Annotated in this window: 22 protein-coding genes; 15 read left to right on the top strand and 7 right to left on the bottom strand. The window is 62.3% G+C overall.

Going from position 1 to position 24,044, the window contains the following annotated elements; all coding sequences use genetic code 11:
- The first annotated feature begins 87 nt into the window (after window positions 1-87).
- Both FPL22_RS16695 and hisI read left to right on the top strand, forming a co-directional pair.
- Window positions 88-390, top strand: a complete 303-nt coding sequence (locus tag FPL22_RS16695) for a gamma-butyrobetaine hydroxylase-like domain-containing protein (protein WP_144354177.1) — start codon at window positions 88-90, stop codon at window positions 388-390.
- A gap of 111 nt (window positions 391-501) precedes the next feature.
- Window positions 502-960, top strand: a complete 459-nt coding sequence (hisI, locus tag FPL22_RS16690; protein ID WP_144354176.1) for a phosphoribosyl-AMP cyclohydrolase — start codon at window positions 502-504, stop codon at window positions 958-960.
- A gap of 37 nt (window positions 961-997) precedes the next feature.
- Here the strand turns inward: hisI and FPL22_RS16685 are convergent, their stop codons facing one another.
- Complete coding sequence (locus FPL22_RS16685) at window positions 998-1,648, bottom strand: response regulator (protein WP_144354175.1); 651 nt, start codon at window positions 1,646-1,648, stop codon at window positions 998-1,000.
- Complete coding sequence (locus FPL22_RS16680) at window positions 1,633-3,807, bottom strand: sensor histidine kinase (protein WP_144354174.1); 2,175 nt, start codon at window positions 3,805-3,807, stop codon at window positions 1,633-1,635. Before FPL22_RS16680 ends, FPL22_RS16685 begins: the two co-directional genes overlap by 16 nt.
- A 254-nt stretch (window positions 3,808-4,061) precedes the next feature.
- Between FPL22_RS16680 and FPL22_RS16675 the strand changes: the two genes are divergently transcribed.
- The 5 genes from FPL22_RS16675 to FPL22_RS16655 all read left to right on the top strand — a co-directional run bounded on the left by FPL22_RS16675 (window position 4,062) and on the right by FPL22_RS16655 (window position 9,747).
- On the top strand, window positions 4,062-5,279 hold the full coding sequence (locus FPL22_RS16675; RefSeq protein WP_144354173.1) for a hypothetical protein: 1,218 nt from the start codon (window positions 4,062-4,064) through the stop codon (window positions 5,277-5,279).
- A gap of 83 nt (window positions 5,280-5,362) precedes the next feature.
- Window positions 5,363-6,685, top strand: coding sequence for a TolC family protein (locus FPL22_RS16670; protein ID WP_144354172.1), 1,323 nt, complete (start codon window positions 5,363-5,365; stop codon window positions 6,683-6,685).
- Window positions 6,686-6,687: 2 nt separating this feature from the next.
- Window positions 6,688-7,854: a hypothetical protein gene (locus FPL22_RS16665; protein ID WP_144354171.1), complete on the top strand. Its 1,167-nt coding sequence runs from the start codon at window positions 6,688-6,690 to the stop codon at window positions 7,852-7,854.
- A 137-nt stretch (window positions 7,855-7,991) separates the two neighbouring features.
- The gene (locus tag FPL22_RS16660) at window positions 7,992-8,660 is read left to right on the top strand and encodes an ABC transporter ATP-binding protein (protein WP_144354170.1); all 669 of its coding nucleotides are present in this window, start codon (window positions 7,992-7,994) and stop codon (window positions 8,658-8,660) included.
- Window positions 8,599-9,747 (top strand): hypothetical protein, encoded by a 1,149-nt coding sequence (locus FPL22_RS16655; protein WP_144354169.1) that lies wholly within the window; start codon window positions 8,599-8,601, stop codon window positions 9,745-9,747. The genes FPL22_RS16660 and FPL22_RS16655 overlap by 62 nt, the downstream gene beginning before the upstream one ends.
- 8 nt (window positions 9,748-9,755) lie before the next feature.
- Here the strand turns inward: FPL22_RS16655 and lpxA are convergent, their stop codons facing one another.
- Entirely contained in the window at window positions 9,756-10,541 is a 786-nt protein-coding gene (gene lpxA / locus FPL22_RS16650) for an acyl-ACP--UDP-N-acetylglucosamine O-acyltransferase (RefSeq protein WP_144354168.1), read from the bottom strand.
- Window positions 10,542-10,549: 8 nt separating this feature from the next.
- Complete coding sequence (locus FPL22_RS16645; RefSeq protein WP_144354167.1) at window positions 10,550-11,878, bottom strand: bifunctional UDP-3-O-[3-hydroxymyristoyl] N-acetylglucosamine deacetylase/3-hydroxyacyl-ACP dehydratase; 1,329 nt, start codon at window positions 11,876-11,878, stop codon at window positions 10,550-10,552.
- A 147-nt stretch (window positions 11,879-12,025) separates the two neighbouring features.
- Here FPL22_RS16645 and efp point away from each other — a divergent pair, with 147 nt between their 5' ends.
- Complete coding sequence (gene efp, locus FPL22_RS16640; protein WP_144354166.1) at window positions 12,026-12,583, top strand: elongation factor P; 558 nt, start codon at window positions 12,026-12,028, stop codon at window positions 12,581-12,583.
- Between the two features lie 71 nt (window positions 12,584-12,654).
- Here efp and can read toward each other — a convergent pair whose 3' ends face one another.
- The 3 genes from can to FPL22_RS16625 all read right to left on the bottom strand — a co-directional run bounded on the left by can (window position 12,655) and on the right by FPL22_RS16625 (window position 14,994).
- The gene (can, locus tag FPL22_RS16635; protein ID WP_144354165.1) at window positions 12,655-13,305 is read right to left on the bottom strand and encodes a carbonate dehydratase; all 651 of its coding nucleotides are present in this window, start codon (window positions 13,303-13,305) and stop codon (window positions 12,655-12,657) included.
- 90 nt (window positions 13,306-13,395) lie between these two features.
- Complete coding sequence (locus FPL22_RS16630) at window positions 13,396-13,557, bottom strand: PLDc N-terminal domain-containing protein (RefSeq protein WP_144354164.1); 162 nt, start codon at window positions 13,555-13,557, stop codon at window positions 13,396-13,398.
- A 93-nt stretch (window positions 13,558-13,650) separates the two neighbouring features.
- On the bottom strand, window positions 13,651-14,994 hold the full coding sequence (locus FPL22_RS16625; RefSeq protein WP_144354163.1) for a thymidine phosphorylase: 1,344 nt from the start codon (window positions 14,992-14,994) through the stop codon (window positions 13,651-13,653).
- Between the two features lie 186 nt (window positions 14,995-15,180).
- Here FPL22_RS16625 and argS point away from each other — a divergent pair, with 186 nt between their 5' ends.
- From argS to FPL22_RS16590, 7 genes are all read left to right on the top strand, one after another.
- Complete coding sequence (gene argS, locus FPL22_RS16620) at window positions 15,181-16,956, top strand: arginine--tRNA ligase (RefSeq protein ID WP_144354162.1); 1,776 nt, start codon at window positions 15,181-15,183, stop codon at window positions 16,954-16,956.
- A gap of 108 nt (window positions 16,957-17,064) precedes the next feature.
- Window positions 17,065-17,817, top strand: a complete 753-nt coding sequence (locus FPL22_RS16615) for a GYF domain-containing protein (protein WP_144354161.1) — start codon at window positions 17,065-17,067, stop codon at window positions 17,815-17,817.
- Window positions 17,818-17,833: 16 nt separating this feature from the next.
- Window positions 17,834-19,315, top strand: a complete 1,482-nt coding sequence (locus tag FPL22_RS16610; protein WP_144354160.1) for a YihY/virulence factor BrkB family protein — start codon at window positions 17,834-17,836, stop codon at window positions 19,313-19,315.
- A gap of 71 nt (window positions 19,316-19,386) precedes the next feature.
- Window positions 19,387-21,033 carry a peptidylprolyl isomerase gene (locus FPL22_RS16605; RefSeq protein ID WP_144354159.1) on the top strand — a complete coding sequence of 549 codons (1,647 nt, stop codon included), beginning with the start codon at window positions 19,387-19,389 and terminating at the stop codon, window positions 21,031-21,033.
- A gap of 124 nt (window positions 21,034-21,157) precedes the next feature.
- Window positions 21,158-21,448 (top strand): FmdB family zinc ribbon protein, encoded by a 291-nt coding sequence (locus FPL22_RS16600; protein WP_238991459.1) that lies wholly within the window; start codon window positions 21,158-21,160, stop codon window positions 21,446-21,448.
- 64 nt (window positions 21,449-21,512) lie between these two features.
- The gene (locus FPL22_RS16595; RefSeq protein ID WP_144354158.1) at window positions 21,513-23,033 is read left to right on the top strand and encodes a TolC family protein; all 1,521 of its coding nucleotides are present in this window, start codon (window positions 21,513-21,515) and stop codon (window positions 23,031-23,033) included.
- A 509-nt stretch (window positions 23,034-23,542) separates the two neighbouring features.
- A complete protein-coding gene (locus tag FPL22_RS16590) occupies window positions 23,543-23,830 on the top strand; it encodes a hypothetical protein (RefSeq protein ID WP_144354157.1) in 288 nt (95 codons plus the stop codon).
- Window positions 23,831-24,044 lie beyond the last annotated feature (214 nt).

Here is a 24,044-nt window from a genome sequence, read left to right as displayed (position 1 = left end):
TCACCCCACCGGCCCCGTTAGATGTCGGCGAGCCAAAATTTGATTTTGCGCCCGACGCCGACGCGTGACACGTTGCCCCTTCGCCACGTGAAATCGCCCGCCAACATCCAACTCATCGGCAACGAAGTCGCCATCGTCTGGGAAGACGGTGCGGAGTCGTATTTCCCGATGGAAGACTTGCGCGCCGCGTCACCTAGCGCCGCCAACATCGGCGAGCGCGACATCCTTGGAAACCAATACGGCGGCGACGGCCCCAAGAAATTCCCCGGCGTGACGGTTCTCGGCTGGGAGATCGTCGGCAACTACGCCATCCGCTTCGATTTCAGCGACGGCCACAAAACCGGCCTCTTCAGCTACGACTTCCTCCGCCAGCTGGCCGAACGACATTGATAGGCGCGACTCGCGCCCTCTCCCGTCTCCGCGCCCCGCGCGCGTTTGCCCGCCTACCGGTTCGTCTACTCACTACCCGCTACTCGCTACTCACTACTTCCTTTTCAGACCATGTCCTTTCCCGCCCGCACCAACACCGCCGAGATCGAACTCGGTGCCACCCTGCAACCCAAGTTCGGCTCCGACGGCCTCATCCCCTGCATCACGCAGGACATCGCCACCGGCCAGGTCCTCATGTTCGCGTTCATGAACGCGGAGTCCCTGCAACACACGCTCACAACCAAGAAAGCCACCTACTGGTCCCGCTCCCGCAACAAGCTTTGGTGCAAGGGCGAGGAGTCCGGAAACATCCAGTGGGTAAAGGAACTCTACACCGACTGCGACCAGGACGTGCTCCTCATCAAGGTCGAGCAAACCGGCGCAGCCAACGCCTCCTGCCACAACGGCTACAAGAGCTGCTTCTACCGCCAGCTGGAGAGCCTCGACGAAGCCGCCACCGGCACGAACTTCAAACTCGCGTTCAATTCCCAGCCGCTCTTCGACCCGAAAGAGGTCTATAAAAAGAAGTAAGCCTGCACAAAAAAGCCCGGCACGCCGCCGGGCTTTTTTATGTCCTGCCCTCGGCGCCCAGCAGGCCCATACGATTGGCATGCAGCGCGGCTTCAGCCCGTGAATTGATGCCGAGTTTCCGATAAATCGCCTTGATGTGGCTGGCCACGGTTCCCTCGGCGAGTCCCAGCGCGCAGGCGGCGTCGGCGATGCGCAGTCCCCGAGCAATCAACCCCAGCACCTCCAGCTCCCGCGTGGTAAGTTTTGCGTCGGGTTCTTCGCAGGGTCCCGTCAACTTGAAGTGATCCATGATCCGCCGCGCCACCGGGGGAGACAACGCGGGGATCCCCTCCCGCACTTGCTGCAACTGCCGGATGAGCATCTCCCGCGGCTGATCTTTCAAGAGGTAGCCTTGAGCTCCGGCCGACAGCGCCGTGACGATGTGCGCATCGTCGCCCATCACGGTGGTGACCACGGAAAGCGTGGCTGCATGAGTCGCACGCAACATTCGCAGCACCCCCAGGCCCGAGCCGTCGGGAAGTCCGAGATCCACCACCGCGAGATCGTAAGCGTTCTTCGCGCACAGCTCCAATCCCCGGCGCAGCGTGCCGGCTTCGTCCACACTGCTTTCAGGGAAAGCCGCGAGCACGAGCTCACGCAGCCACACCCGCGTCTCGCAAACATCCTCAACAATCAAGACGCGTCGCATGGCGGCTCCTTTTCGGAATTAAGCGGAAACCGGAATGTCACCCTCGTGCCCTGCCCGTCGCCGCCAGCGGACCAGTCAATGTGCCCGTTCAGTGCCGTGACCCGGGTCGCCATGTTGCCCAGCCCGTTGCCGCGCATGACAAGCGAACGATCAAAGCCGTTGCCATCGTCTTCGATGCTCACCGTGAGGCTGTCCGCATCCCGCAGGATTTTCACCCCCACCCGCTTTGCACGGGCGTGTTTGATGACATTGCTGGCCGCCTCGCGGATCAAAGGTCTGAGCGCATGCATCGTCTTGGCCGGCAATCCGGTTCCTTGAACCGCATCATCCACCTTCCAGTCCAGCTCAACCCCTCCCGCCGAGAGCCGTCCGGCGGTCTCATAACGCAGGTCCGCCAGAGCCTCGTCCACCGATAAACCGGGATTGGATGCATCGTTGATGATGCCGCGCAGATCGGCCAGGGCTCCGCGCAGGACGTCGTCGCGATGTCCTTCTTCACGACTGTGCAGGGCGCTTAGGAGTTGTGCACCGATGTTGTCGTGAATGTCGCGCGCGATCCGGCCGCGCTCCACATACACCCCCTTCTCGTAAGCATGGCGGCTCTCGATGACGTGACGCAGCATGCCGATCAATTCACCGGCCACTTCCAGATCCCTCGGTGTAAACAACGCCCGCCCGCCGCGGCCATATTCCAACCGCAAGGCCATAAGGTCGCCGACCGGCGGAATCAACAAGGCCAGGCCGTCGTCCACGACCGCGGGCTCCAGCCCCGGATAGGGCGCGGCCACAATATGCAGCGGGTCAAAATTATCCCGCAGGCATTGCTTCCATAGATCCTCGCGCGATCCCGCGTGCGGAGTGAGCGCCACGTCGACAACCGCCTTGAAGGCATATTGGCGGTTGCGCTTCGGACGGGATAAAAACCGGTTGGCCATGAACCCTCGCAAGGGCAGCCACACCACGCCGCAGATGAGCAGCGACAGACTCATGGACATGCTCGAGGACAGGTGCAGCTGAAGCAAAAACAACAGGTCGAGCACCACCAGCATCAGCAGCGCGCCGATCCAGGTGACGATATGCACCCACCACGCATCCAGGCCGAACAGGCCGAAGCGCAGGATTCCAAAAGCCAGTCCGACATAAACCAGCACAAACAACAAAAACGAATATCCCTGCACACTCGTCGTATCAAAACCGAACATCTGCGGAAGCAGGATCAGCAGACAGAACACCCCGCTGCCCACCAGCCACGACAATAAAAACCAACGCAGCGCGGCGCGGCCGACCGGATCTCGCCGCGTGCCCCGCCATTGCACCGCGGCCAGCACGAACGTCGCCGCCACATACACCATGACCAGCATCCGGCGCGCAAAAATCATTGATTCAAACACCCCCACTTGCTGCGCGATGAACCAGCCGAACTGCACCAGCACCAAAACCATCGGCAGCCAGACCGGCCCGATCCTGCGCGGATAACACAACAGCAGCGCCACCATCGTGCCCGCAAACAGGCTCCCGCCCATGAAGTTCAAATCGCTCAGCCAGCGGAAAAGTTCGCCCGGCAAACCCAGTTCACGCGTCGAATAAACTGCCGGCAGCGGAGCGAAGACCGCCGTGCTCCAACCGCTCAACAGCAGATAGCGCGCACTCATCTCCGAGCGACGGAACACCCACACGCCTCCGGCAATCAGCCACGCAATCACACCCACCGCCAGCTGCACCCAAAACTCCGGGGGCAACGATCCGATGGGACGTGCCGCCCGGGGATTCACCGGCCAGTCGCGGCCGTTGACATCGGTGAACGTCACCAGCGGCGCGGACTGGATCGCGGCCAGCGCGCTCTGTTTGCTCAAAAAAGCGTCGTAGATTTCGTAGGTTTCCAGAACCCCGTCCGTCTCCGGAATAAAATCGCGGGCCACCAGGCGCAGCCGTCCGTGCCCTTCCGCCGAAACCTCCGTGAACGCCGTGCCCACCGGGATCGCCGCCGAAGGCCCCGCCGCCTTGGTCACCACCGCGGCTCCCGCTTCGCCATCAAATGAAAGCGTCAGTCCCAGCCACGGACGGTGCACAGCCAGCAAGGTGACCACCACACCGGTTAACAATGCATACAGCACCACCGCGCCCAACAATCTGCCGGGCGGAAACAAACTCGTTCTCATTCTCCGCGACCTCCACCTGCGGATTTACGCGCCCTCGGATTCAACGACATCGTCATATCATTCATAGGTGAGTCTTCGCGTGGTGATTACCAAAATTCACAGCGTTCAGGACAATTATCCGCAGCCGGTTTTCAAGGGGTTTCACCCTATATACCCTGAACAGGGGATACCCAAGTCAATGCCAGAGCGTTACATTTAATATGCGCATGCCGGCATCAATCGCCGCATGCCCGACACACTTCCTTCCTCTGCCCATGCACACAAAAAAACATATCAAATCACTCTTCGCCGGCTTGGTCACGGGCCTCTTGGCTCTCGCCTTCTCCGGTTGCAACGACAGCGACAGCAACGGTGCCGCGACCGGTCCCTCCGGTGCCGGAGCATTTTCCGGAGCTTCGATCTCGTTTAACCCGACGGTCAATTTCCTCGCAGGAAACACCCTCACCTACCTCAACACGGAAGTGGGTTCGCCGTTTCCCGCCGCGGCCGTCGCCACCGCCGGCACCTATACCTACACGCCCAACGCCTCGTTCACGCAGGGCACCCTGACCATGAACGTCACCGGTATCACCGATCCCATCGTTTTGGATATCTCCAGCTTCACCCGAAACGGCACCAACGTCACCGGCTTCACCGCACGTTCGGGCGGCCAAAGCTACCCCGTGACCGTCACCGGCACGATCACCGCCTATCAACCCGCACCGAGTGGTGGCGGCAGCACCGGCGAAACCCGCGCGGCCGACATTCCTTCCGCGATGCAGGGCTCGCATGTGCTGACGTTCCACAAGAGCGAAACCACCGCCATCTCGGGCGTTCCCGCCGACGGAACCGAAACCACCTTCACCATCGGCGCACGCACGCTCGCCTTCAACGGCCGCACGCTGACCGATCCTGTTTTCTATAACGGCAACACCCTCGAGTGGCTCTTCAAGGACGGCTCCATCTGGTGGGCCGTCTCCCAAGCCGTCGGCGGCGGTCTCAACGAAATCAACGTCCAGGGCCCCTACTCCGCCTCGTCCGTCGCCTTCTACGGTCAATATAACGACCGTGCCGACGAAGGTGGTGGTGGCAGCGTCTCCGTCGATGGCGACGGCAAGTTCGTCGCTGGTTCGATTTTTTACGCCACTTTGAACACCAAAACCGGCCCTGACACGGTGCCTTCCACGCCACACCTGTCTACCCCGAACGTCCCCGAAACCGGCCAGCTGAAATTCGAGATCGCCAACAACGGTGATCTCATCGTCGGCGATTCCCTCATGGTCATCCCCTACTCCGCCGCCGACATCACCGCGGTCACCTACGTCCAGGTGCTCACCGGCAATCCGCTTGGCACCAATACGGTTACCATCAGCAAGAATACCACCACCAACGCACCCACCAACGTCTCTATTTACATTGTCCGCAATCAGGTGACGCCTTCCGTAAAAACCACCCAGGTCACCTACACCTTCACGCCGGTCCCCGCCGAGTAACCCGACAACTGCGATAGTTTTTATCCCAACACCCTCCGTCCTCCCGGGCGGAGGGTGTTTTAGCTCGCTTCACTTCCCACACATTGCGTCCTCCTCGTCCCTTCGCCTTCGCATCGCTTGCGCTGTTCGTCTTTGCCGCCGGATGCCAGTCCGCACGTGACAACGTCGCCCGACGCACCGCTGACCGCGCCGAAGCCTACCGCGAAGCCGCCGGTCGCAGTGAAACCCTTGCACCCGCGCCGCTCGTCTTCACCGACGCCCTCGCCTCCCTTCGAAAAAACAACCTCGAACTCCGCGCCGCCCGCCTCGCCGTCGTCAGCGCAGAGGAAAACGCCCGCCAGGTTTTCAAAGATCTGCTTCCCGGAGCCAACCTCTCCGCCAGCCTGTCCCGTTCCGTCACCGACCTCGCCAACCTATCCCGCTCCGATCTCGCGTATTCGGCTTTTGGCTACATCAACGTCCCCGGCCTTATCCAGCTGCGCCTGCGCCACTATGCTTCGCAGCTTGAACTTCTCCGCGCCGGCTGGACCTGCGAACTCAAAGAGCGCGAACTCACCGTCCAGCTCCGCGAGGCTTTTCTGCGCGCGGACCTTCTCGTCACCCGCCGCCGCAGCCTGCTCGCCTCGCTCCAATGGGAAACCGCGGCCTCGCCCCTCGCCGGTCTTGAGGCCGACCCGCGCGGCATTGAGCGTGAATCCATTCTCTATGCGCTTCGCACCGAGACCGACGCCCTGCAGCTCGCCCTCTCCCAGCTCATCGGCGACAACACCCGCCTCTGGCAGCCCGACCTCTCCGACCTGCCTGCGCTCGACTACTCCGAAAAGCTCCCCGAGTTCGCCGACACGACGCGCTACGGCGAACTTTTTCGCCAACTCCAGGCCCTCGACATCGAAGCTGTTTACCTGCGCGAGCGCGGTGTAAAACTCCAATACTGGCCGGACATCCGCCTCAGCCTTTCCAGTCCGCCCCTCTATCAAAACAACGGCGGCACCACCACAAACTGGGATGTCGATCAGGTCCTCTTCTCGGCCAACTCCACCGTCCCCATCGATATTCAGGGCAACATCTCCCGCCAGCTCCGCGAAACCCGTCGCCAACGCGATCTCCAGTTCGCCCGCATGGCCGAGCAGCTCGACCAGACGTTGCAGCGCCTCTCCGCCTCTCGCGACGCCCTCACGCTCACATCCCGCCGCCTGCGCATCGCCGAACTACGCCTCCAGGGTCTGCGCACGCTCCCGCTCACCCAATCGCCCGAAAGCGTCCGCCAAAACCTCGACCGCCTGCTCCGTCTCGACGAACAGCGCACCACTCTCCTCCTCGAACGCGCCCGCCTCGAACACCTCTTCTGGCTACTCGATGAAACCCGCTGGACGCGCCCCGACTGGACCGCGTCCCCCCAATCCTGACCATGCGCCTCGCCACTCTCGCCACCCTGTCCTGCGCCTTTGTTACTGCTGCATTCGCCACCTTCGATGTCTCCCGTTACCCGACCGCATCGGAACTCGTCCTGGCTCAACTCCCGGCCGACGTGCACCCCATACGAAGCGTCCGCGTCAAATCCCCCACCGAGGGCTTGTTGACGCTCCACCTGCCCGCCGCCGGCACCCGCCTGCCCGAGGGAACCATCTGGGGCGAATTCGACCCCGAACGCCTCCAGCTCGAAAGCGAAGCCGTCGCCCTCGCCCGCACACTCCTCACGGAAAAAGAAACCCCCAAGCTGCGCCTCGACCTCGCCCGCACCGCAGCCGAACTCGCCGAACGCCGGGCCGAGCTCGAACGACAGGCCGGCATGCTCACCCGTATCGCCGAAGACCCCACGCTGGCCGAACTCTACGCAAGCGAGTCTCTGATGACCGCACCCGGTGAATCAAAACCGCCCGCCAAATCCGCGCTCGGCACCCAGGAGATCACCGCGCTGGCCACACGCCTGCGAACCCAGCTCGCGTTGATCGACGATGTGCTGCTCTACGCCGGCACTCCGCGTGAAAACGAACTCGAACAGCGCGCCCTCGAACTCAAATTAAAAGCCCAGGAAATCGAAGTCGCCCAACGCCTCGGCGAATTCCGCCTGGCCCTGCCCTTCGACGGCGAAGTGTCGCTCATTCCTCCGCCGCCCGCTAACGGAAAACCCCTGCGCGTTCCCCTCGGTGCCGATCTCGCGCTCATCCAGGACTTCTCCGCGATTCAAGCCCGTGTGCCTATCCGCCGCACCGAGTGGCGTGTCATCGATCCATCCCAGCTTCAACTCCGCTACGCCGGACGAGGACGCAAGCCGCTCACCTCCTCGTTCCAACGCAGTCTCGTGCAGGAAACCTCCGGACGCGAAGAACTGGTCTACGTCTTCCAATTCCCCGAAATCCACCGCGCCGCCGCCCGCCCGCTGACCGGTGGCCAGGTGATGATGCAGCTCGTGCTCAACCTGAACGAACCCGCCCGCATCATACCCAAGATTGATCTCATCCTCGCCGCCCCCGCCGCCTTCCGCGACGCCGGCTGGGAAGCCGGTGTCGCCGCCGTCATTCCCGGCGCCCGCCTGCTCGCCCTCGGTGAAACCCACCTGGCCATCTCCCCCTGAAAACTCCCCTCCCGCACTTCCCCTCCCTCCTGCACACACCCTTTTTTACCCAACCCAATTTGTAACTTATTAAGTTACAAACCTGCCTTTCCCTCTTTTCACGTTGATTTTATGAAATCTAAAAAACCGTTTTATTCATGAACGGAGTATCTGCTGAGATTATCTGTCGTGACCTTGGCTTTGGCTATGGGAAGACGCGCGTGCTGGAACATTTTGATGCCCGTTTTGCTCCCGGTCTTACCTTGGTCAAAGGGTTCTCGGGTTGCGGGAAAAGCACGTTGCTCAAGCTCATCGCCGGCTACCTCGCGCCCACCTCAGGCACGTTGGCCATCCCCGGCGGCGGCCGGCCCGACTCCGCGTTTCAACGCCATTCGCTCGGCTTCGTTTTTCAGCAACTCAACCTCCTCCCGCTCGCCAGCCTGCGCCGCAATCTGGAACTCGTCGGCACCCTCGCCGGCCTGTCCCGCACCGACGTGCACGCACGCACCGACAAATACCTGGCCTTGCTCGGGCTCGACGCTTTCGCCGACCGGCTGCCCTCCACGCTATCCGGCGGACAACAACAACGCGCCGCCATCGCCCGCGCCCTCATCAAAGAACCCACCGTCCTCCTGCTCGACGAACCTACCTCCGGCCTCGATGACCTCAACTGCCGCGTCATCATGAAACTTCTCGGCAGCCACCTCCCGCCCGCCTGCGTGTGCCTCGTCGCCACGCACGATCAACGTCTCTCCGACCTCCCACATGAAGGCCTGGACTTTAATCGCTTTCTACCTGTCGAAAGACATCTGGTCGCGCTGGCTTGAGCATCCCGGCACCGTGTTGGCCCGCCTCCTCGTGGGCGTGTTGCTGGCCGCGCTGCTGCTCTTCGCCCAAGCCGGCTTCATCCTGGCCGGACGCTCGCTCGAAACGCGCGTCGCCCGCCTCGGTGCGGGCACGTTGCTCATCACCGAGGTGTCCGGCCCCGACCGCGTAGATCGTGCACCGCTCGGCGAAATCCTCGCCCCGCTCGGTGCACGGGCCGAGCTTCTCGCCTTCCGCCAACTGCTCGTGGTCGCCCGCGATCCTTTGCGAGGAGACTGCCTCGTGCTCGCCTATGGTCGCGCAACGCACGCCGCGCTGGCCCCTGCATTGGCAAGCGTGCCGCCGTCCGGCATCCACCATGTCACCCGCGATCTGCCGGCCGGCATCACCCACGAGATCGAACTCGACGGCGTGGTGCGCGAAGTCGTCACGGTCGCCCCGCCCGCCTGGCTCGACCGCCTGCCACTGTTAAATCCTCTGCTGATCCTGCCCGACGAGCAGGCCGCGCACTGGTTTCGCCAGGGACACCTGGAATTCTGCCTGCTTTTGGCCGACCCCAACCAACCCGAGGCCGTCGGCGCTCTCGCCGAAGCCGTGCGAACGCTCCTCGTGGTCGAGCATCGTGACACCGCCCAGCTGCAAAGCCCCGAAGCATTGCTCGCCGAAATCAACAAACTGAATGTCACCCGCGAGCGCACCCAGGCCGCCGCCGGCCTCGCCGGTGGCGTGGTCCTCGCGCTGGTGTTCGGCGCCATCGCCGGCCTAGAGTATCGACAAAACCGATACATTGTCGCCTTGCTGCGCAGTTTCGGAGCCCCTGCCGTGATCGTGTTCCTGCGCTACGTCGTGGAAGCGGTCATCCTGCTCGCCCTGGCGGGAGCCGGCGCACATCTGATCGCCATCAACCTCCATGGCTGGCTCTTCGGGTTCGCCGGCTTTGAACCGGGTTTGCTGGATCGCAGGCTGCTTGATCCTTACCTGTGGCCCGAGCTCTGGCACCAGTTGCGCTGGCTCCTGATCGGCGCCGTGCTGTCCGTGGTGCCGATCAGTTTCGCCCTGCGTCAGCCGGTCGGAAAAATCCTGCAATAACCGTCGGTTCAGGCGCCTGGGACGATGCCGCGTTCGCTCTTGGCGGCGAAGGCGAGGACGCGCTGAAACTCTTCGGTCTGCGCCTCGGGGTGAGCGGCCATTTTTTCCAAGGCCTGCGAGCGGTTGAGGCCGTCGCGATAGAGCACGCGGTAGATGTGACGGACGCGATCCAGTTGCTCCTGGGTATAACCACGACGCTCGAGGCCGACTTTGTTGTAAGCACGCACCAAGGCCGGCATGCCGTCGGCAATGAAGAAGGGCGGCAGGTCCTGCACGAGCTTGGCCATGGCCGAGAGCATCGCGTGCGCGCCCACGCGGCAGAACTGGTGCACGCCGCCGCCGCCGCCGATCACGACATGATCCTCGATGATCACATGACCCGCGAGCATCACCGAGTTACTCGTCACGATGTGGCTGCCGAGCACGCAATCGTGCGCGATATGGCCGTAGGCGAGGATCGTGTTGTCATCCCCCAGGACGGTCATGTCGCCATCGTTGGTCGCGGCATGAACGGTGACGTATTCGCGGAACACGTTGCGCGCACCGATGCGCACGCCGGGGTTGCCGCCCTTGTATTTCAAGTCCTGCGTCTTCGCCCCGATATTGGCGTAAGGGAAAATCTCACACGCCTCGCCGAGGTGGGTGTTGCCCTCGACCGATGCGTGGTGGTGCAGGCGCGTGCGCGCACCCAGCCGCACACCGGCGCCGACAAACGCGAAGGCGCCGATCTCAACGTCGGCACCGAGTTCGGCACCGTCTTCAATCACCGCAGTGGGGTGGATGCGTGCGGACATGGGTTCGATCAATCGACCTCGCTGCTGTTCAGGATCGCGAACATCAGTTCGGCCGAAGACACCACCGAGCCGTCCACGGTGCAGACGCAGGCAGCCTGGGCGAGTTTGTCGCCGCGGGACTTGGTGAGCTTGGCGTTGATGATGATCTGGTCGCCGGGGCGCACGGGCTTGCGGAACTTGACCTTGTCGGCGCTCATGAAGAGGGAGGTCTTCCCTTCGCTGCTGCCGCGACGAAGCATGAGAATGCCGGCGGCCTGCGCCATCGACTCCAGCTGAAGCACGCCGGGCATGACGGGATTGCCGGGGAAGTGACCTTGGAAAAACGGCTCGTTGATGGTGACGTTCTTGATCGCGACGAGCTCGTCCTCGCCGATGAATTCCATCACGCGGTCGATCATCACAAACGGATAACGGTGCGGGAGCGTGTCGAGGATGCGGCGGATATCCAATTCGGTCTCGGTCGGGAGAACCTTGGACGGACGCGGCTTTTTCTTCGGGCCTTTGCGTTTCTCTTCGAGCTTGGCGAAGAGGAGCTTGGTGAGCTCGGCGTTGATCGCGTGGCCGGGACGCGTGGCGATGATGTGCGCCTTGAGCGGCATGCCGAGCAGCACGATGTCGCCGATGATATCGAGGATCTTGTGGCGGACGAATTCGTCCTTAAAGCGCAGGCCCTCTTTGGAGAGGATCTTGTCGCCCTTGATGACGACGGCGCAATCGAGCGAACCGCCCTTGATCTTGCCGAGCTTAAGCAGCTCCTCGATGTCTTCGTAAACGGTGAACGTGCGCGAGGCGGCGACCTGCGTCATGTAAACGTCGGGGTCGATCGTGAGCGTGAGATGCTGCGTGTGGATGCCGCGGTCGTCGGCGGAAGTGCAGGTGATCTTGAGCTCGTCGCACGGCAGCGCGATGACCGACGAGTTGCCGCGTGTGACGGAAACCGCTTCCTCGAGAATGAAGTATTCGCGGTCCTTGTCCTGTTCGATGGGATCGCCCTCGAGGATGAGGTTAACGAAGGGTTTCGCGGAACCGTCCATGATCGGCGGTTCGGCGGAGTCGATTTCCACGAGCACGTTGTCGATGCCGCAGCCGCTCAGGGCGCTGAGCACGTGTTCGACCAGATGGATCTTGGTGTGGCCGTCCTGCACCGTGGTGTTGCGCACGAGGTCGCCGATCAACTCGATGCGCGGCTTGACCTCGGGTTGCCCGTTGAGGTCCATGCGCTTGAACACGACGCCGTGGTCAATCGGCGCGGGCTTGAAAGTCAGGGTGACGGCATTGCCGGTGTGCAAGCCGGTGCCTTGGATGGACACGGCGCGCGCGAGCGTGCGTTGTTTCATAGAGGTTTAATCGGCCAGTGTCGAAAGCAGGACGGGCGAGTGCAAGCGCCGAGTCGGCCCCTCGCCCGCGCACTTGACACCCCCTCGGGCGCGGCGTTACCCCATTAACCTTTCTACAACTCGAAACCCTCGACGCATCACATCGACATGCCCTCCGCCAACGACATCCGCAAAGGCCAAGTAATCAAATTCAATGGCGAGCCCCACCTCGTCATGGAGACCATGCACCGCACCCCGGGCAACCTTCGCGCTTTCGTGCAGGTCAAGATGCGCAATCTGCGTTACGGCAAGGCGCTCGACCAGCGTTTCGCCTCGACCGACACCATCGAAGTGCTCCCCACCGAGAAGAAGAGCCTCGAGTTCAGCTACGTCGACCGCGACTCCTATGCGTTCATGGATCCGGAGACCTTCGAGACGATCGAGCTCTCCGCCACCTTGATCGGTGACACCAAAAACTATCTCACCGCCAACGGCAAAGTGGACGTCCTCTTCGTCGACGAGAAGCCTCTCACCATCGAACTCCCCTCGTCCGTGAACCTCAAGGTCACCGAGAGCTCCGACGGCATCAAGGGCGACACCGCCTCCAACGTGCAGAAGCCTGCCACCCTCGAGACCGGCCTGGTCGTCAACGTTCCCCTTTTCATCAAGGAAGGCGAAATCATCCGCATCAGCACCGACGACGGCTCCTACATGGGCCGCGCCTGAGTCGAACCAGCCGGACCTTCCGACTCACAAAAAAACCCGCGACTCACGTCGCGGGTTTTTTCGTGCCATCATCAAAGAATATTCAACTCGGCGACGGCCGCCTTGTAGCTGACCGACGCCCCGTCCACATCACTGGCGGTGCAGTGCAGGTCGTGGAGCAAACCGTCCTTCAGGCCGTAAACATAACCGTGGATGTGCAGCTCCTGTCCGCGGGCCCACGCATCGCGCACGATCGAGGTCTTGCAGACGTTGTCGACCTGCTCGATCACGTTGAATTCGCACAGCTTCATGGCGCGGGCCGAGCCGTCCGGAACCTGGCACAGGCAGGCGTCGTGTTTTTCCTTCACGTCCTGCACGTGGCGCAGCCAGTTATCGGCGAGACCGACGCGTTCGCAGCGGAGCGCGGCACCCACGCCGCTGCAGCCGTAGTGACCGACCACCATGATATGTTTCACCTTCAACACATCGACGGCGAATTGGATCACCGAAAGGCAGTTCAGATCGGTGTGAACGACGACGTTGGCGATATTGCGATGAACGAAAATTTCACCGGGCAAAAGACCCAGGATTTCGTTCGCAGGCACGCGGCTGTCGGAACAGCCGATCCAGAGATATTCGGGATTTTGCTGGGCGGCCAGTTTCTTGAAAAACTGGGGATCCTTCGCGGTGATGCTTTCAGCCCAGGCTTTGTTTTGGGCAAACAGGTGTTCAAGCGATTGCATAGCAGCCGCTACGTTTTGCGTGAACGCAGGGTTGTCGATGCTTTTTCCTGACCCGGATGGCGCGCCGGCTTCGCGCGCCTAAACCGCCGTTTATTTGCGGCCTAACAGGAAATACAGGATCGAGCCCAGCAGGGGCACCAGGATGATCACGATGATCCAAACGATCTTGTTCGGGTTGCTGCTTTTGATGCAGTCCACGAGCGCGCAGATCCAGAGAATCAGAACCAGAAGACCAAGAAGATTGTATACCATGGCGGAATGGTAGCGCGGCGCATAAATCGGTTCCCACAAAAAAGCCGTCCGGAAAATCCGGACGGCCTTGGGCTAAAGCAAGATATCGAACGCTTAAGCAACGCGCTCGACGACGAGCGGAGGCGGCGTGGGGCGCTTGGGCGCGAGGCGGTAGGCGTCCTTGAAGTAATTGAGCGCGGTCTCGAGCTTCGACTCGTCGTTATAGTGGATCATCATGAGCGGCTCACCCTGTTTGACCTGGGTGCCGACCTTCTTGATCTCAGAAACGCCGACGGAGTAATCGACCTTGTCACCAGCCTTCTCGACACCGGCACCGAGGAGGTGCACGCCGCGGGCGATCATCGCCGCGTTGATGGTGTGGACATAACCACGCTTCGGCGCGGGCAGCTTGCGAATGTGTTTCGCGGCCGGGAATTTGTCAGGATTGTCGATGTAGGCAACGTCGCCGCCCTGGGCTTTGACGAGCTCCTTGAACTTCTCGAGGGCCGAACCGTCGGTGAGGTGGCGCTGCACGGTCTGCTTGGCCGAGAGCGTGGAACCCGCGACGCCGGCGAGGCGCACGATTTCCATACCGAGCTTGAGCACGAGCTCCTTCATGTCCTCGGGACCTTCGCCCTTGAGGAGCTGGATGGCTTCCTTGACTTCGAGGGCGGTGCCCACGGTGTCGCCGAGCGGCTGGTTCATGTCGGTGACGAGGGCCACGCAACGACGCTTGAGCGAACGACCGACGCGGGTCATCGAACGGGCGAGCTGCTTGGCCTGCTCGAGATCCTTGATGAAGGAACCGTTGCCCCACTTCACATCAATCACGAGGCCTTCGGAACCCTCGGCGAGTTTACGCGAGAGCACGGAGCCGGTGATGAGCGGGAGGGACGGGATGGTGCCGGTTTCCTTGCGCAGTTCATAGAACTTGGCGTCGGCCGGAGCGAGTTTTTCGTCTTGTTCGACGATGGCGCCGCCGATCTTGGCGAGCTGGGATTTGAAAGCGTCGATCGAGAGGTGGCTCTTGAAGCCGGGGATCGAGGAGAGCTTTTCGAGGGGGCTGATGATGTAGTCGTGTTCGACGCCGCTCATCATGGGAACCACCACGCCGCTCGCCATCGCGAGGGGAACGAGAACGAGGGAGGTCTTGTCGCCTACGCCGCCGGTCGAGTATTTGTCGATCTTGGGCTTGGCGATGTGCGAAAGGTCGATGACTTCGCCGGAAAGCATCAGCTCTTCGGTCAGGATGGCGGTTTCCTGGGCGGACATCTGCTGGAAGAAAATCGTGACCAAAAGCGCGGCCAGCTGGTGCTTCGGAATCTCCTCATCGAGCGTGGAATCAATGATATAGCGAATTTCCTCTTGGGTAAACTCCTGACCGTCGCGTTTCTTTTCGATGAGAGAATTGAACGACGGCTTGATAAACCTGCGGGATGGGATCGTGCGTTTGGTCATGTAGTAGGTGTATGTGAAATATCGGGTCTGGCCGTTGGCCGGAAAAGTTTAGAGAGAGAACTTCCCCCCTAGGAATGTCGAGCCAAAATTACCCACCTCACCTAGGGGATCGGTGTCCGCCACGCCTCGCAAACGCTGGCCAACTCCACGCTTGCACCAGCATGCGCTGGCTTCGTTGAGTGATGGATGCACGTTTCGTTCAACCTCGCCGCCACGTTTGACGCGGCCCTCAAGACTGCCGCGACCGCCGCCGGCTTCGATGCCGCGGACTTTTCGCCCGAGGTGCGCACAGCAGATCCCAAGCACGGCGACTTTCAGGCCAACGGCGTTCTCCCCTACGCCAAGCGCACAAAACAGAACCCCCGTGCCCTCGCCGAAAAACTCGTCGCCGCCCTCCCCGCCGATGTCCTGACTGGCTCCGATGTGGTCATCGCCGGCCCCGGCTTCATTAACTTCACGCTGAAGCCCGGCGCACTCCAAGCGTGGTTGCGCGAGTTCTCCACCCGCGCCCAGCTCACCGCCGGCGCCGCCGTCGCCTACTCCGGCCAGACGTGGGTCGTGGACTACAGCTCGCCGAACACCGCGAAGCAAATGCACGTCGGCCACCTGCGCTCGGCCGTGATCGGCGAGGCCGTGTGCCGCCTGCTCGCCTTCAGCGGAGCGCGCGTCATTCGCGACAACCACATCGGTGACTGGGGCACGCAGTTTGGCAAAATCATCTGGGCCTACAAACAAGCCCTCGTCACCGCCCCCGCCGACCTCGAGGCCGCGCTCGCCGCCGAGCCACTCGCCGAGTTTGAACGCCTCTACAAAGTCGGCAACAACGCCGCCGACGCCGATCCCGCCGTCCTCAAGGAAGCCCAGCAGGAACTCGTCAAGCTGCAGGCCCACGATCCGGAAAACACCGCCATCTGGAAACGCATCGGCGAGGTCAGTTTCTCCGCGTTTCAGCAGATCTACGACCTGCTCGGCATTCGTTTCGATTACACGCTCGGCGAGAGTTTTTATAACGACAAGGTCGACCAGGTTTACCGCGAACTGACCGAGTGCGGACTCGCCGCCGAGAGCCAGGGCGCGCTCGTCGTTTTCCACCCCGAACATCCGCGCTTCAAAGAGCAGCCGTTCCTCGTGCGCAAGTCCGACGGTGCCGCCAACTACGCCTCGACCGATCTCGCGACGATTCTCTATCGCAGCGAGCACTTCAAAGCCGACGCCACCGCCTACGTCATCGATTCGCGTCAGGGCGACCATTGCCAGCAGCTGTTTCTCACCGCGCAAAAGTGGTTCGATAAAACCAACCGCAAGGTCCCGCATCTCGAGCACGTTTCCTTCGGCACGGTGCTCGGCGAAGACGGCAAACCGCTCAAGACCCGCAGCGGTGAAAACATCAAATTGAAGGACCTCCTCCGCGAAGCCGTCGAGCGCGCCCGCCGCCTCGTCGACGAACGCAGCTCCGACTTGCCCGAGGCCGAGCGCGCCCGCATCGCCGAGGTCGTCGGCATCGGCTCGGTGCAATACGCCGATCTCTCCCAAAATCGTTCCAGCGATTACCTGTTCTCGTGGGACAAAATGATCTCCCTCGAGGGCAACACCGCCGCCTACCTGCTCTACGCCGTCGCGCGCGTTCGCTCGATCTTCCGCAAGCTCGATGCCACGCCCGGCGACGCCACCACCGAGGCCGGCGCCAACGCCATCGAGACGCCCGCCGAACTCGCCCTCGCCCGCAAGCTCGTGAAGTTCTCCGACGCCGTCGCCCTCGCCACGTCCAGCCTGCGTCCGCATTTCCTCGGTCTCTATCTCTACGAACTCGCCGGCGAATTCAGCGCATTCTACGCCGCGGACAAGGTTGCCGTCGAAGATCCCGCCGTGCGCGCCCGTCGTCTGCTCCTGTGCGCCCGCACGTTGCTCGTGCTCGAAACAGGTCTCGATCTCCTCGGTTTGCGCACGGTCAACCGCATGTAATCACCCCGCCGCACCGCCGGCGTTTTCACGCCAGCGGGTGCGGCACCCGTAAAACAACTCTTGCGACCGGTTTTCGCCCGTCGCACCTTTCCCCACACTTTTCCCCTTATGGCCACGCAGGAATTCTACATTCGTAACGCGTCCGAAACCGAAGCCCGCGGCCCCTTTACCCACGAGCACCTGATCTCGCTGGCCGAGACCGGTCAGATCACCCGCGAAACGCTCTACTACGACGCCGCCAAAGAACAGTGGGTGCCGATCACCGAGGACGCCGAACTGATCGCCGTCATTTTCCCCGAGAAGGTCTCCCTCAAGCTCAAGTCCAAGACCAAGCTCAAGACCCTCAACGTCGCCGACGCCGCCGCCGCTCCCATTTCGGTCGATGACATGCTCGCCGCCGCCGAGGGCCGCACCGCCGAAACCGAGGATAAACTCGATCCGTCCATCGCCCGCGAACGCGCCGCCGCCATCGGTCTCTACTCGGCCATCGTCCTGCTGTTGATCAGCGCCGCCGCCCTGATGCTTCCGTCCATCGACATCCTCGCCAACTTCGATCCGGTCGTCCTCCTCAAGCACCCGCTCGTGATCCTCGGCGCCTTCAATACCGTGCTCGCCGTGCTGCTCGGGCTGCAGGTCACCCAAGCCTATCCGCTCGTGCGTTTCAGCGCCGCGATGGGCGTCGGCCTCGTCGGTTTTCTCCTGTGGACTCAATCGCAGTCCACGCCCCTCGCCGCCTTCGCGCTCGGCTCGGCCGGTCTTTATTTCTGCACCGTGTTTGTGAATTTCGCCGGCGTCGGGCTCGCCGCCGGCCTTGGCCTGGTCGGCATGGGCGGCTACGCATTCTTCGCGCTGACGACCTGAAACGGCCCTCGATTTTATGCCCGTTCCTCTCTGGCAAAGGCTCCTCAAAACCTACCGCGCAGAGATCTGGGACCCTCGCTTTCTGGGCGACAAATCCCTGCGCGGCCGCTTCTACGCCGTCTCGCGCGTGGTCTCGATCACGTTCACGGGCATCTCTGAAACCAATTCCGCCAGCCGCGCCGCCGCGCTAAGCTTCAGTTCGCTGCTCGGCCTCGGTCCGCTCGTCGCCATCGCCATGCTCGTCGCCGGCTTCATGCTCGACAAGCAGGACCCCAATCTCGCGGCGAAAACCCTGAGCCACATCATCGAAAAAATCGCGCCGCAGATCCGCCAGCTCGAAACCAGCGGTCAGCTCCCCGCCACGCCCGACGCCACGTCCACCAGTATTGTTGCCGCCACTACCCAGGCCGCCGGCTCGCCCGCCGCCACCGATAACCCCGAGCTGATCCAGATGCTCGACGGCTTCGTCGCCAGCTCGCGCAACGGCACCGTCGGGGCCGTCGGCGCGATCACGCTCATCGTCATCGTCCTTCAGTTGTTCACCTCCGTGGAGACGTCCTTCAACGAGATCTGGGGCGTGCGTCGCGGCCGCTCCTGGATCATGCGCATCGTGCTTTACTGGACGGTGCTCACGCTCGGCGCCGTGCTGTTCTTCGCCGCCGTCACCGGCCTCGGCGCCGGCGCGATGTTCAACGCGTTCGAGACCCGCATTCCCTTCGGCAGCGAGTTCGTCGCGCTGCTCAAATTCTTCCTGCCCGCCGGTTCGCTGCTGATCCTCGTGGCGATGCTCACAATCTTCTACCGCACGATTCCCAACACCCATGTCTGGTGGCGCGCCGCCCTCGCCGGCGCACTCGTGGTCGCCGCGTTGATCGTGATGAACAACTTCCTCGCGTTCCTCTACCTGAAGCGCGTGGTCCTCCAAAAAAGCCTCTACGGTTCGCTCGGGCTCCTGCCGATTCTCATGTTCGGCCTCTATGTGTTCTGGTTCTTCGTCCTGCTCGGCGGACAGGTCAGCTACGCCGTTCAGAACGTCAATTTCCGCAACAGTCAGGCCGCTTGGAACACCCTCGCCGAATCCATGCGCGAACGTCTTTCGCTCATCGTTCTCCTGCTCGTCAGCCGCCGCTTCCAAGCCTGCCAGTCGCCCTTCACCGCGTCGCAACTCAGCACCCGCCTGAAAGTCCCCACGCAGATTCTCAACGAGTGCATCAACCGCCTCGTGCTGATGAATCTCGTCACGCCCATCCCGCCCAAACCCGAGGCCGACTCGACCGATTTGCGCTACCAGCCCGCCCGCCCGCTCAACCGTATTTCCCTCGGCGAATTCAAACGTCTCGACGACGACTTCGGCGGCGATCCATCCGGCCCGCTCCTCGCCGATCTCGACCCCATCGTCACCCGCTATAACGAGACCGTCCAAGGACTCGCCCGCACGGAGTTTTTCAAGAAAACCCTCGACGAGCTCCTGGCGGAACACCCCGTTCCGGCCACCTGAACGAGTCGGGCGCGGCCCGTATTCGCTCTTGAAACGCCCCGTCCGCAACCCACCATCTCCCCTTTTCCCCTATGATTTCCTGGATTCAACGCACCTTCCAACAGCACTTCAAATGGCTGTTCCTGATCCTGCTCGCCGTCGTCATCATCTCGTTCGTCTTCATCACGAACGCGTCGTCCGGCTTCGGTCACACCGCCAAACAAGCCCCGGCCAAGCCGTTCTTCGGCATTAACCTCGGCTCCTCCGAGGATACCCAGGCTCTGGTGAAAGATGCCACGCTGAGCGTCCAGCTTCACGGCATGCAGATCCGAAGCGAAGGCCAGTTCCAGCAATACGCCCTCCAGCGTTACGCCGCCCTCCACCTCGCCGGCCAGCTCAACCTCCCCACTCCCACCAATGAGGACCTCGCACGCCACATCCAGACGCTCCGCGCCTTCACCGATGCCAGCGGCCGCTTCGACGCCAAGCGCTACGCCGATTTCCGCGACAGCCTGAAGACCAACCCCCAGCTCCACGAGAGCGACGTCACCCGCGTCCTCATGGACGACGTCACCTACCAGCAGGTTCTCAAGCTCCTCTCCGGCCCCGGCTACGTCCTCCCCGCCGATGTGCAAAACCAGCTCAACCTCGCCGACTCCGTCTGGTCCCTCGAGGCCGTCACAATCGACCAGGCGAGCTTCAAGCCGTCCGTCGCCGTCACCGACGAGGCCTTGTCCAAATATTTTGAATACAACGCCCCTCGCTACGAAGTCGGCCCCAAGGTCGGCGTTTCTTACATCGATTTCCCCGCCTCCGCCTACGTCTCCCAAGTGACCGTCACCGACGAAGCCCTCCGCGCTTACTACAACGCCAACTCCTCGCGCTTCACCAAGTCGGCCGACGACAAACCCGCCGCTCCGTCCGACGCCGGTTTCGCCGCCGCCCGCAAGCAGGTCGAGGAAGCCTACAAGCTCGATCGCGCCCAAGCCCTCGCCGCCAACGCCGCCGGTGACTTCGCCGTCGCCCTCTACGACAACAAGGTCACCCCCGCCACCCTCGACGCCTTCCTCGCCCCGCGTAAACTCACCAGCAAGAAGGTCGCCCCCTTCAACGCCGAGTCCCCCGCCGCCGAGCTCGGCTCCGATCGCGCGCTGGTCACCGAAGCCCTCAAGACCGGCCCCGAGCGCCTCTTCTCCGACCCCGTCTCCACCGGTCGCGGCTCCGCCATCCTCGTCTGGAACGAAACCGTTCCCTCCCGCCAGCCCGCCCTCAACGACGTCAAGGCCCGCGTCACCGCCGACTTCACCGAGTCCGAGAAGCGCCGCCTCTTTGCCGAAGCTGGCCGCACCCTCCGCTCCGCCCTCGAAACCCGCCTGAAGGCCGGCGACACTCTGGCCAAAGCCGTCGCCGCCTCCGCAAACGTGATCCCCGCCAAGCTCGGCACCAAGTCCTGGCCCGCCTTCACCTTGTCCAACCCGCCCCAAGACCTCGATTACAACGTCTACACCGCCATCGACGGTCTCCAGAAGGGCCAGCTCTCCCAGATGGTCTCCGGCACCGATCAGGGCCTGATCATCTACGCCGCCGATAAAAAACTCCCCGTCGCCGAAGCCAGCTCCGACAAGTTCAAGGACACCCAAACCCGCCTCGCTGCCATCACCGCCTCGCGCAACGGCGGAGCCGCCCTCGCCGCCCTCGTCGACGCCGAACTCGCCAAAACCGCTCCCGCCACCCCGTAAAATCACGGCCCGGCCGGCGCTCTCCTAAAAAAGGCGGACCTTCACCGGTCCGCCTTTTTTTGCGTCCGGGTTTCACGCGGCCGACACCCGACGCACCGCGACGTTTTCGCGTCCATCGCAAACCGTGCTGGCCAAATCCACCCGCATGGTTTCGCTTGAAATCTTCATGCCCGTTTACCGCTACGCCCCGCTCAAGTCCCCCTGCAAACTCTGCGGCGAAGGCTTTGACCACCGGCACGATGCATCCGACCCCGCGCTCGCCGACTGCCCCACCTGCGGCCAGGCCGTCTCCCGCGTTATCGTCCAACCGGTCAACACCCCGAAACTTCTCGCCCCCACGTCCGTCTCCAAGGCCAAGCAAGCCGGCTTCACCGTCTTCAAACGCATCAACGATAACGAATTCGAACGTCAATAAGCCGGCCCGTCGTCCCCGCCGTCTCGCTCCCACTCTTTTCCCCGTCCGCCGGTCTCCCTCTCTCATGTTCCGCCGCCTTTTGCCTCTCGCGCTCCTCGCCCCACTCTCCGCTTTCGCCCAATCGCAACCCGCGCCGGTCCCCGTTCCCACCCCGCTCACCCCTGCGCCGGTCGTCGTGACGCCCACCCCTGCCGTCCCTGCGCTCACGCTCGAAGAATGCGTCGCCCGCGCCCTCGATAAAAATTTCGACCTCCAGCTCCAGCAGTTCTCCACGCAAAACGCCCGCGACGAAATCATCGCCGCCGACGCCATTTACGACCCCACGCTGTTTTCCACCGCCGCCCTCGCCGGCCGCAAGGACAACACCACCGGCACCGAAACGACCACCCAGCAACAATCCGCCAGCGTCGGCGTCCGCCAGTTCCTCTCCTCCGGCGCGCTCGCCAGCGTCAGCACCGGACTCTTCCGCAGCAAAGAGCGCCCCTACACCGCCCCGCCCCTCTTCAACCCGGTTTACAACAGCGACGTCTCGCTCTCCATCACCCAGCCCCTCCTCCAGGGCTTCGGCGTGACCATCAACCGCGCCGCCATCCAGCGCGCCCGCCTCGGCGTCACCCGCGCCAACTACGACTTCAAAGCCGTCGTCCTCGCCGTCATCCGCAACGTCGAATCCGCCTACTACACCCTCGCCTTCGCCCGCGAACAACTCGCCGTCCGCAAGTTCAGCCTTGAGGTCGCCCAGACCCTCCTCGACGAGAACAAAGCCCGCCTCAACACCGGCGTCGCCACCAACCTCGAGGTCCTCCAGTCCGAAGTCGGCGTCGCCAACGCCCGCCGCGACCTCCTCCTCGCCGACCAATCCGTCAGCGACAGCGAAGACGCCCTCCTCCGCCTCATCGGCCGCTTCGAATTCTCCACCCGCCCCGGCCTCGTCAGCCTCTCCGACCAGCCCGTCCCCACCGTCTCCTTCGACCGCTCCTACGCCCTCGCCCTCGCCAACGCCCCCGACTACGCCGCCAACAAGATCGTTGCCGAACAGCTCAAACTCGACCTCGCCGTCGCCAAAAACAACCGCCTCCCCTCCGTCGATCTCGGCGCCGCCGTCGGCTACAACGGCGAAGACCGCGACACCGCCCGCAGCGCCTTCAACAGCGCCACTTCGGGTGACACCTACAACTGGCAGGTCGACGTCACCCTCTCCATCCCCTGGGGACTCCGTGCCGGCCGCGCACGCTACCGCCAGGCCCTCACCAACCTGAACCGTCAGGAAACCTTCATCCAACAGATCGACCAAAGCCTCCTCGTCCAAGTCCGCTCCGCCGTCCGCGCCGTCGACACCAACCGCGAGACCGTCGCCGTATCGGCCCTCGCCACCGAGCTCAGCCAGAAACAATTCGAAACCGAAAAAGCCCGCTACGAAGCCGGCCTCTCCACCTACCGCTTTGTGGAAGATTCCCGCCAGGACCTCGACACCGCCCGCGTCAACGAACTCCTCGCCCGCGTCAACCTCCGCATCGCCCTGGCCGAACTCGCCCGCCTCGAAGGCACCTCCCTGGACCGCTACCAAGTGAAGCTAGAGCAGTAACCCGGCGTCAAAGCACTGCCCGACGAATTGCCCAGTCCGACACGTAGGAGCGGCATTACGCCGCGATTCCACCCTCCCCTCTTCCGGGCCGCTCAGTCCTCCCCACGACCGCGCTCCGGAGTGACTTTAAAAGCTCCGCGCTAGGCCTTGGGCTCTGGGCTCTCAGCTCTAGACTCTGTCAGCTCCCTCCGACCGCTTCACCGTCCACCGTCGCAGACGACTGAAGACCTCCGTCAAAGTCGCTTCGCTAACCTGTGTGGCTGCGCGCCCATTCATACGGATTTTGTATCGCCGCTCACCCCAAAGCCCGGGCGAATCAATCAACTCGACTTTGATGGTATCGCCCGTCTGCTTATCGCAAATCGAAATCCTAAAGCGTGCTTTTGATCTCCCCATGACAAAATTCAAAAAACTGCACCCGAATTTAAGCAACCCCCTATTTAGCAATAATCTGCCGTTTTCGTCCGCAAAACGCAGTAAGGGCTAATAACACTGTTGGGCAAAATAAAATGCTAAATCTCGCAGGCCTTACCTCTTTGTTGATTGTCGCATTTTCCGCATTTATAGCGGCAGCGTATGCGAATTCGGAAAAGGCCTCTATTCTCATCATCGTATTATTCGCAGTCGGAGGTCTTGGATTCGGTCTTATTTCCGCATTTGCGGTCAGCAAGGCCGCATATTGGTTTCTAAAGAAAGATTCCGGAGTATTTATTTTTCTTTATATGATTTTACCTGCGGTTGCGATTCCAGCAGTTCTCGGATCAGTAATCGGAATATCCTACCTTATTCTAAAATGAAAACGGAGCCCAACCAGCGGCTACAGACAATGCGGTTTACGCTCCCCATAAATGCGATAGCACAGGGTCCGCATGTCTGACCCGGAACGTTAGGCAGAATCAAAACATGTGGCCGTTTCCAAAGCCCGAGGAAAGTCGAAAGCCGAAGTATCCAAGCTTCCGTGCGTGGATGCACGCGCGTGGCGTGCCTCAGGGCTGGCTTGTCCACCCCGAC

Origin of the sequence: Rariglobus hedericola (genome assembly GCF_007559335.1) — a bacterium.
In the GTDB taxonomy this organism is placed as follows: Bacteria; Verrucomicrobiota; Verrucomicrobiia; order Opitutales; family Opitutaceae; genus Rariglobus; species Rariglobus hedericola.
The sequence above is the reverse complement of the archived record's forward strand: the minus strand, read 5'-3'. Positions and strand labels throughout refer to the sequence as shown.

What these genes read in the sequence shown, in the direction of transcription:
- hisI (WP_144354176.1), top strand. Translation starts at nt 502, where the DNA reads ATGTCCTTTCCCGCCCGCACCAACACCGCCGAGATCGAACTCGGTGCC.
- FPL22_RS16685 (WP_144354175.1), bottom strand. Translation starts at nt 1,648, where the DNA reads ATGCGACGCGTCTTGATTGTTGAGGATGTTTGCGAGACGCGGGTGTGG.
- FPL22_RS16680 (WP_144354174.1), bottom strand. Translation starts at nt 3,807, where the DNA reads ATGAGAACGAGTTTGTTTCCGCCCGGCAGATTGTTGGGCGCGGTGGTG.
- FPL22_RS16675 (WP_144354173.1), top strand. Translation starts at nt 4,062, where the DNA reads ATGCACACAAAAAAACATATCAAATCACTCTTCGCCGGCTTGGTCACG.
- FPL22_RS16665 (WP_144354171.1), top strand. Translation starts at nt 6,688, where the DNA reads ATGCGCCTCGCCACTCTCGCCACCCTGTCCTGCGCCTTTGTTACTGCT.
- FPL22_RS16660 (WP_144354170.1), top strand. Translation starts at nt 7,992, where the DNA reads ATGAACGGAGTATCTGCTGAGATTATCTGTCGTGACCTTGGCTTTGGC.
- FPL22_RS16655 (WP_144354169.1), top strand. Translation starts at nt 8,599, where the DNA reads ATGAAGGCCTGGACTTTAATCGCTTTCTACCTGTCGAAAGACATCTGG.
- lpxA (WP_144354168.1), bottom strand. Translation starts at nt 10,541, where the DNA reads ATGTCCGCACGCATCCACCCCACTGCGGTGATTGAAGACGGTGCCGAA.
- FPL22_RS16645 (WP_144354167.1), bottom strand. Translation starts at nt 11,878, where the DNA reads ATGAAACAACGCACGCTCGCGCGCGCCGTGTCCATCCAAGGCACCGGC.
- efp (WP_144354166.1), top strand. Translation starts at nt 12,026, where the DNA reads ATGCCCTCCGCCAACGACATCCGCAAAGGCCAAGTAATCAAATTCAAT.
- can (WP_144354165.1), bottom strand. Translation starts at nt 13,305, where the DNA reads ATGCAATCGCTTGAACACCTGTTTGCCCAAAACAAAGCCTGGGCTGAA.
- FPL22_RS16630 (WP_144354164.1), bottom strand. Translation starts at nt 13,557, where the DNA reads ATGGTATACAATCTTCTTGGTCTTCTGGTTCTGATTCTCTGGATCTGC.
- FPL22_RS16625 (WP_144354163.1), bottom strand. Translation starts at nt 14,994, where the DNA reads ATGACCAAACGCACGATCCCATCCCGCAGGTTTATCAAGCCGTCGTTC.
- argS (WP_144354162.1), top strand. Translation starts at nt 15,181, where the DNA reads ATGCACGTTTCGTTCAACCTCGCCGCCACGTTTGACGCGGCCCTCAAG.
- FPL22_RS16615 (WP_144354161.1), top strand. Translation starts at nt 17,065, where the DNA reads ATGGCCACGCAGGAATTCTACATTCGTAACGCGTCCGAAACCGAAGCC.
- FPL22_RS16610 (WP_144354160.1), top strand. Translation starts at nt 17,834, where the DNA reads ATGCCCGTTCCTCTCTGGCAAAGGCTCCTCAAAACCTACCGCGCAGAG.
- FPL22_RS16605 (WP_144354159.1), top strand. Translation starts at nt 19,387, where the DNA reads ATGATTTCCTGGATTCAACGCACCTTCCAACAGCACTTCAAATGGCTG.
- FPL22_RS16595 (WP_144354158.1), top strand. Translation starts at nt 21,513, where the DNA reads ATGTTCCGCCGCCTTTTGCCTCTCGCGCTCCTCGCCCCACTCTCCGCT.
- FPL22_RS16590 (WP_144354157.1), top strand. Translation starts at nt 23,543, where the DNA reads ATGCTAAATCTCGCAGGCCTTACCTCTTTGTTGATTGTCGCATTTTCC.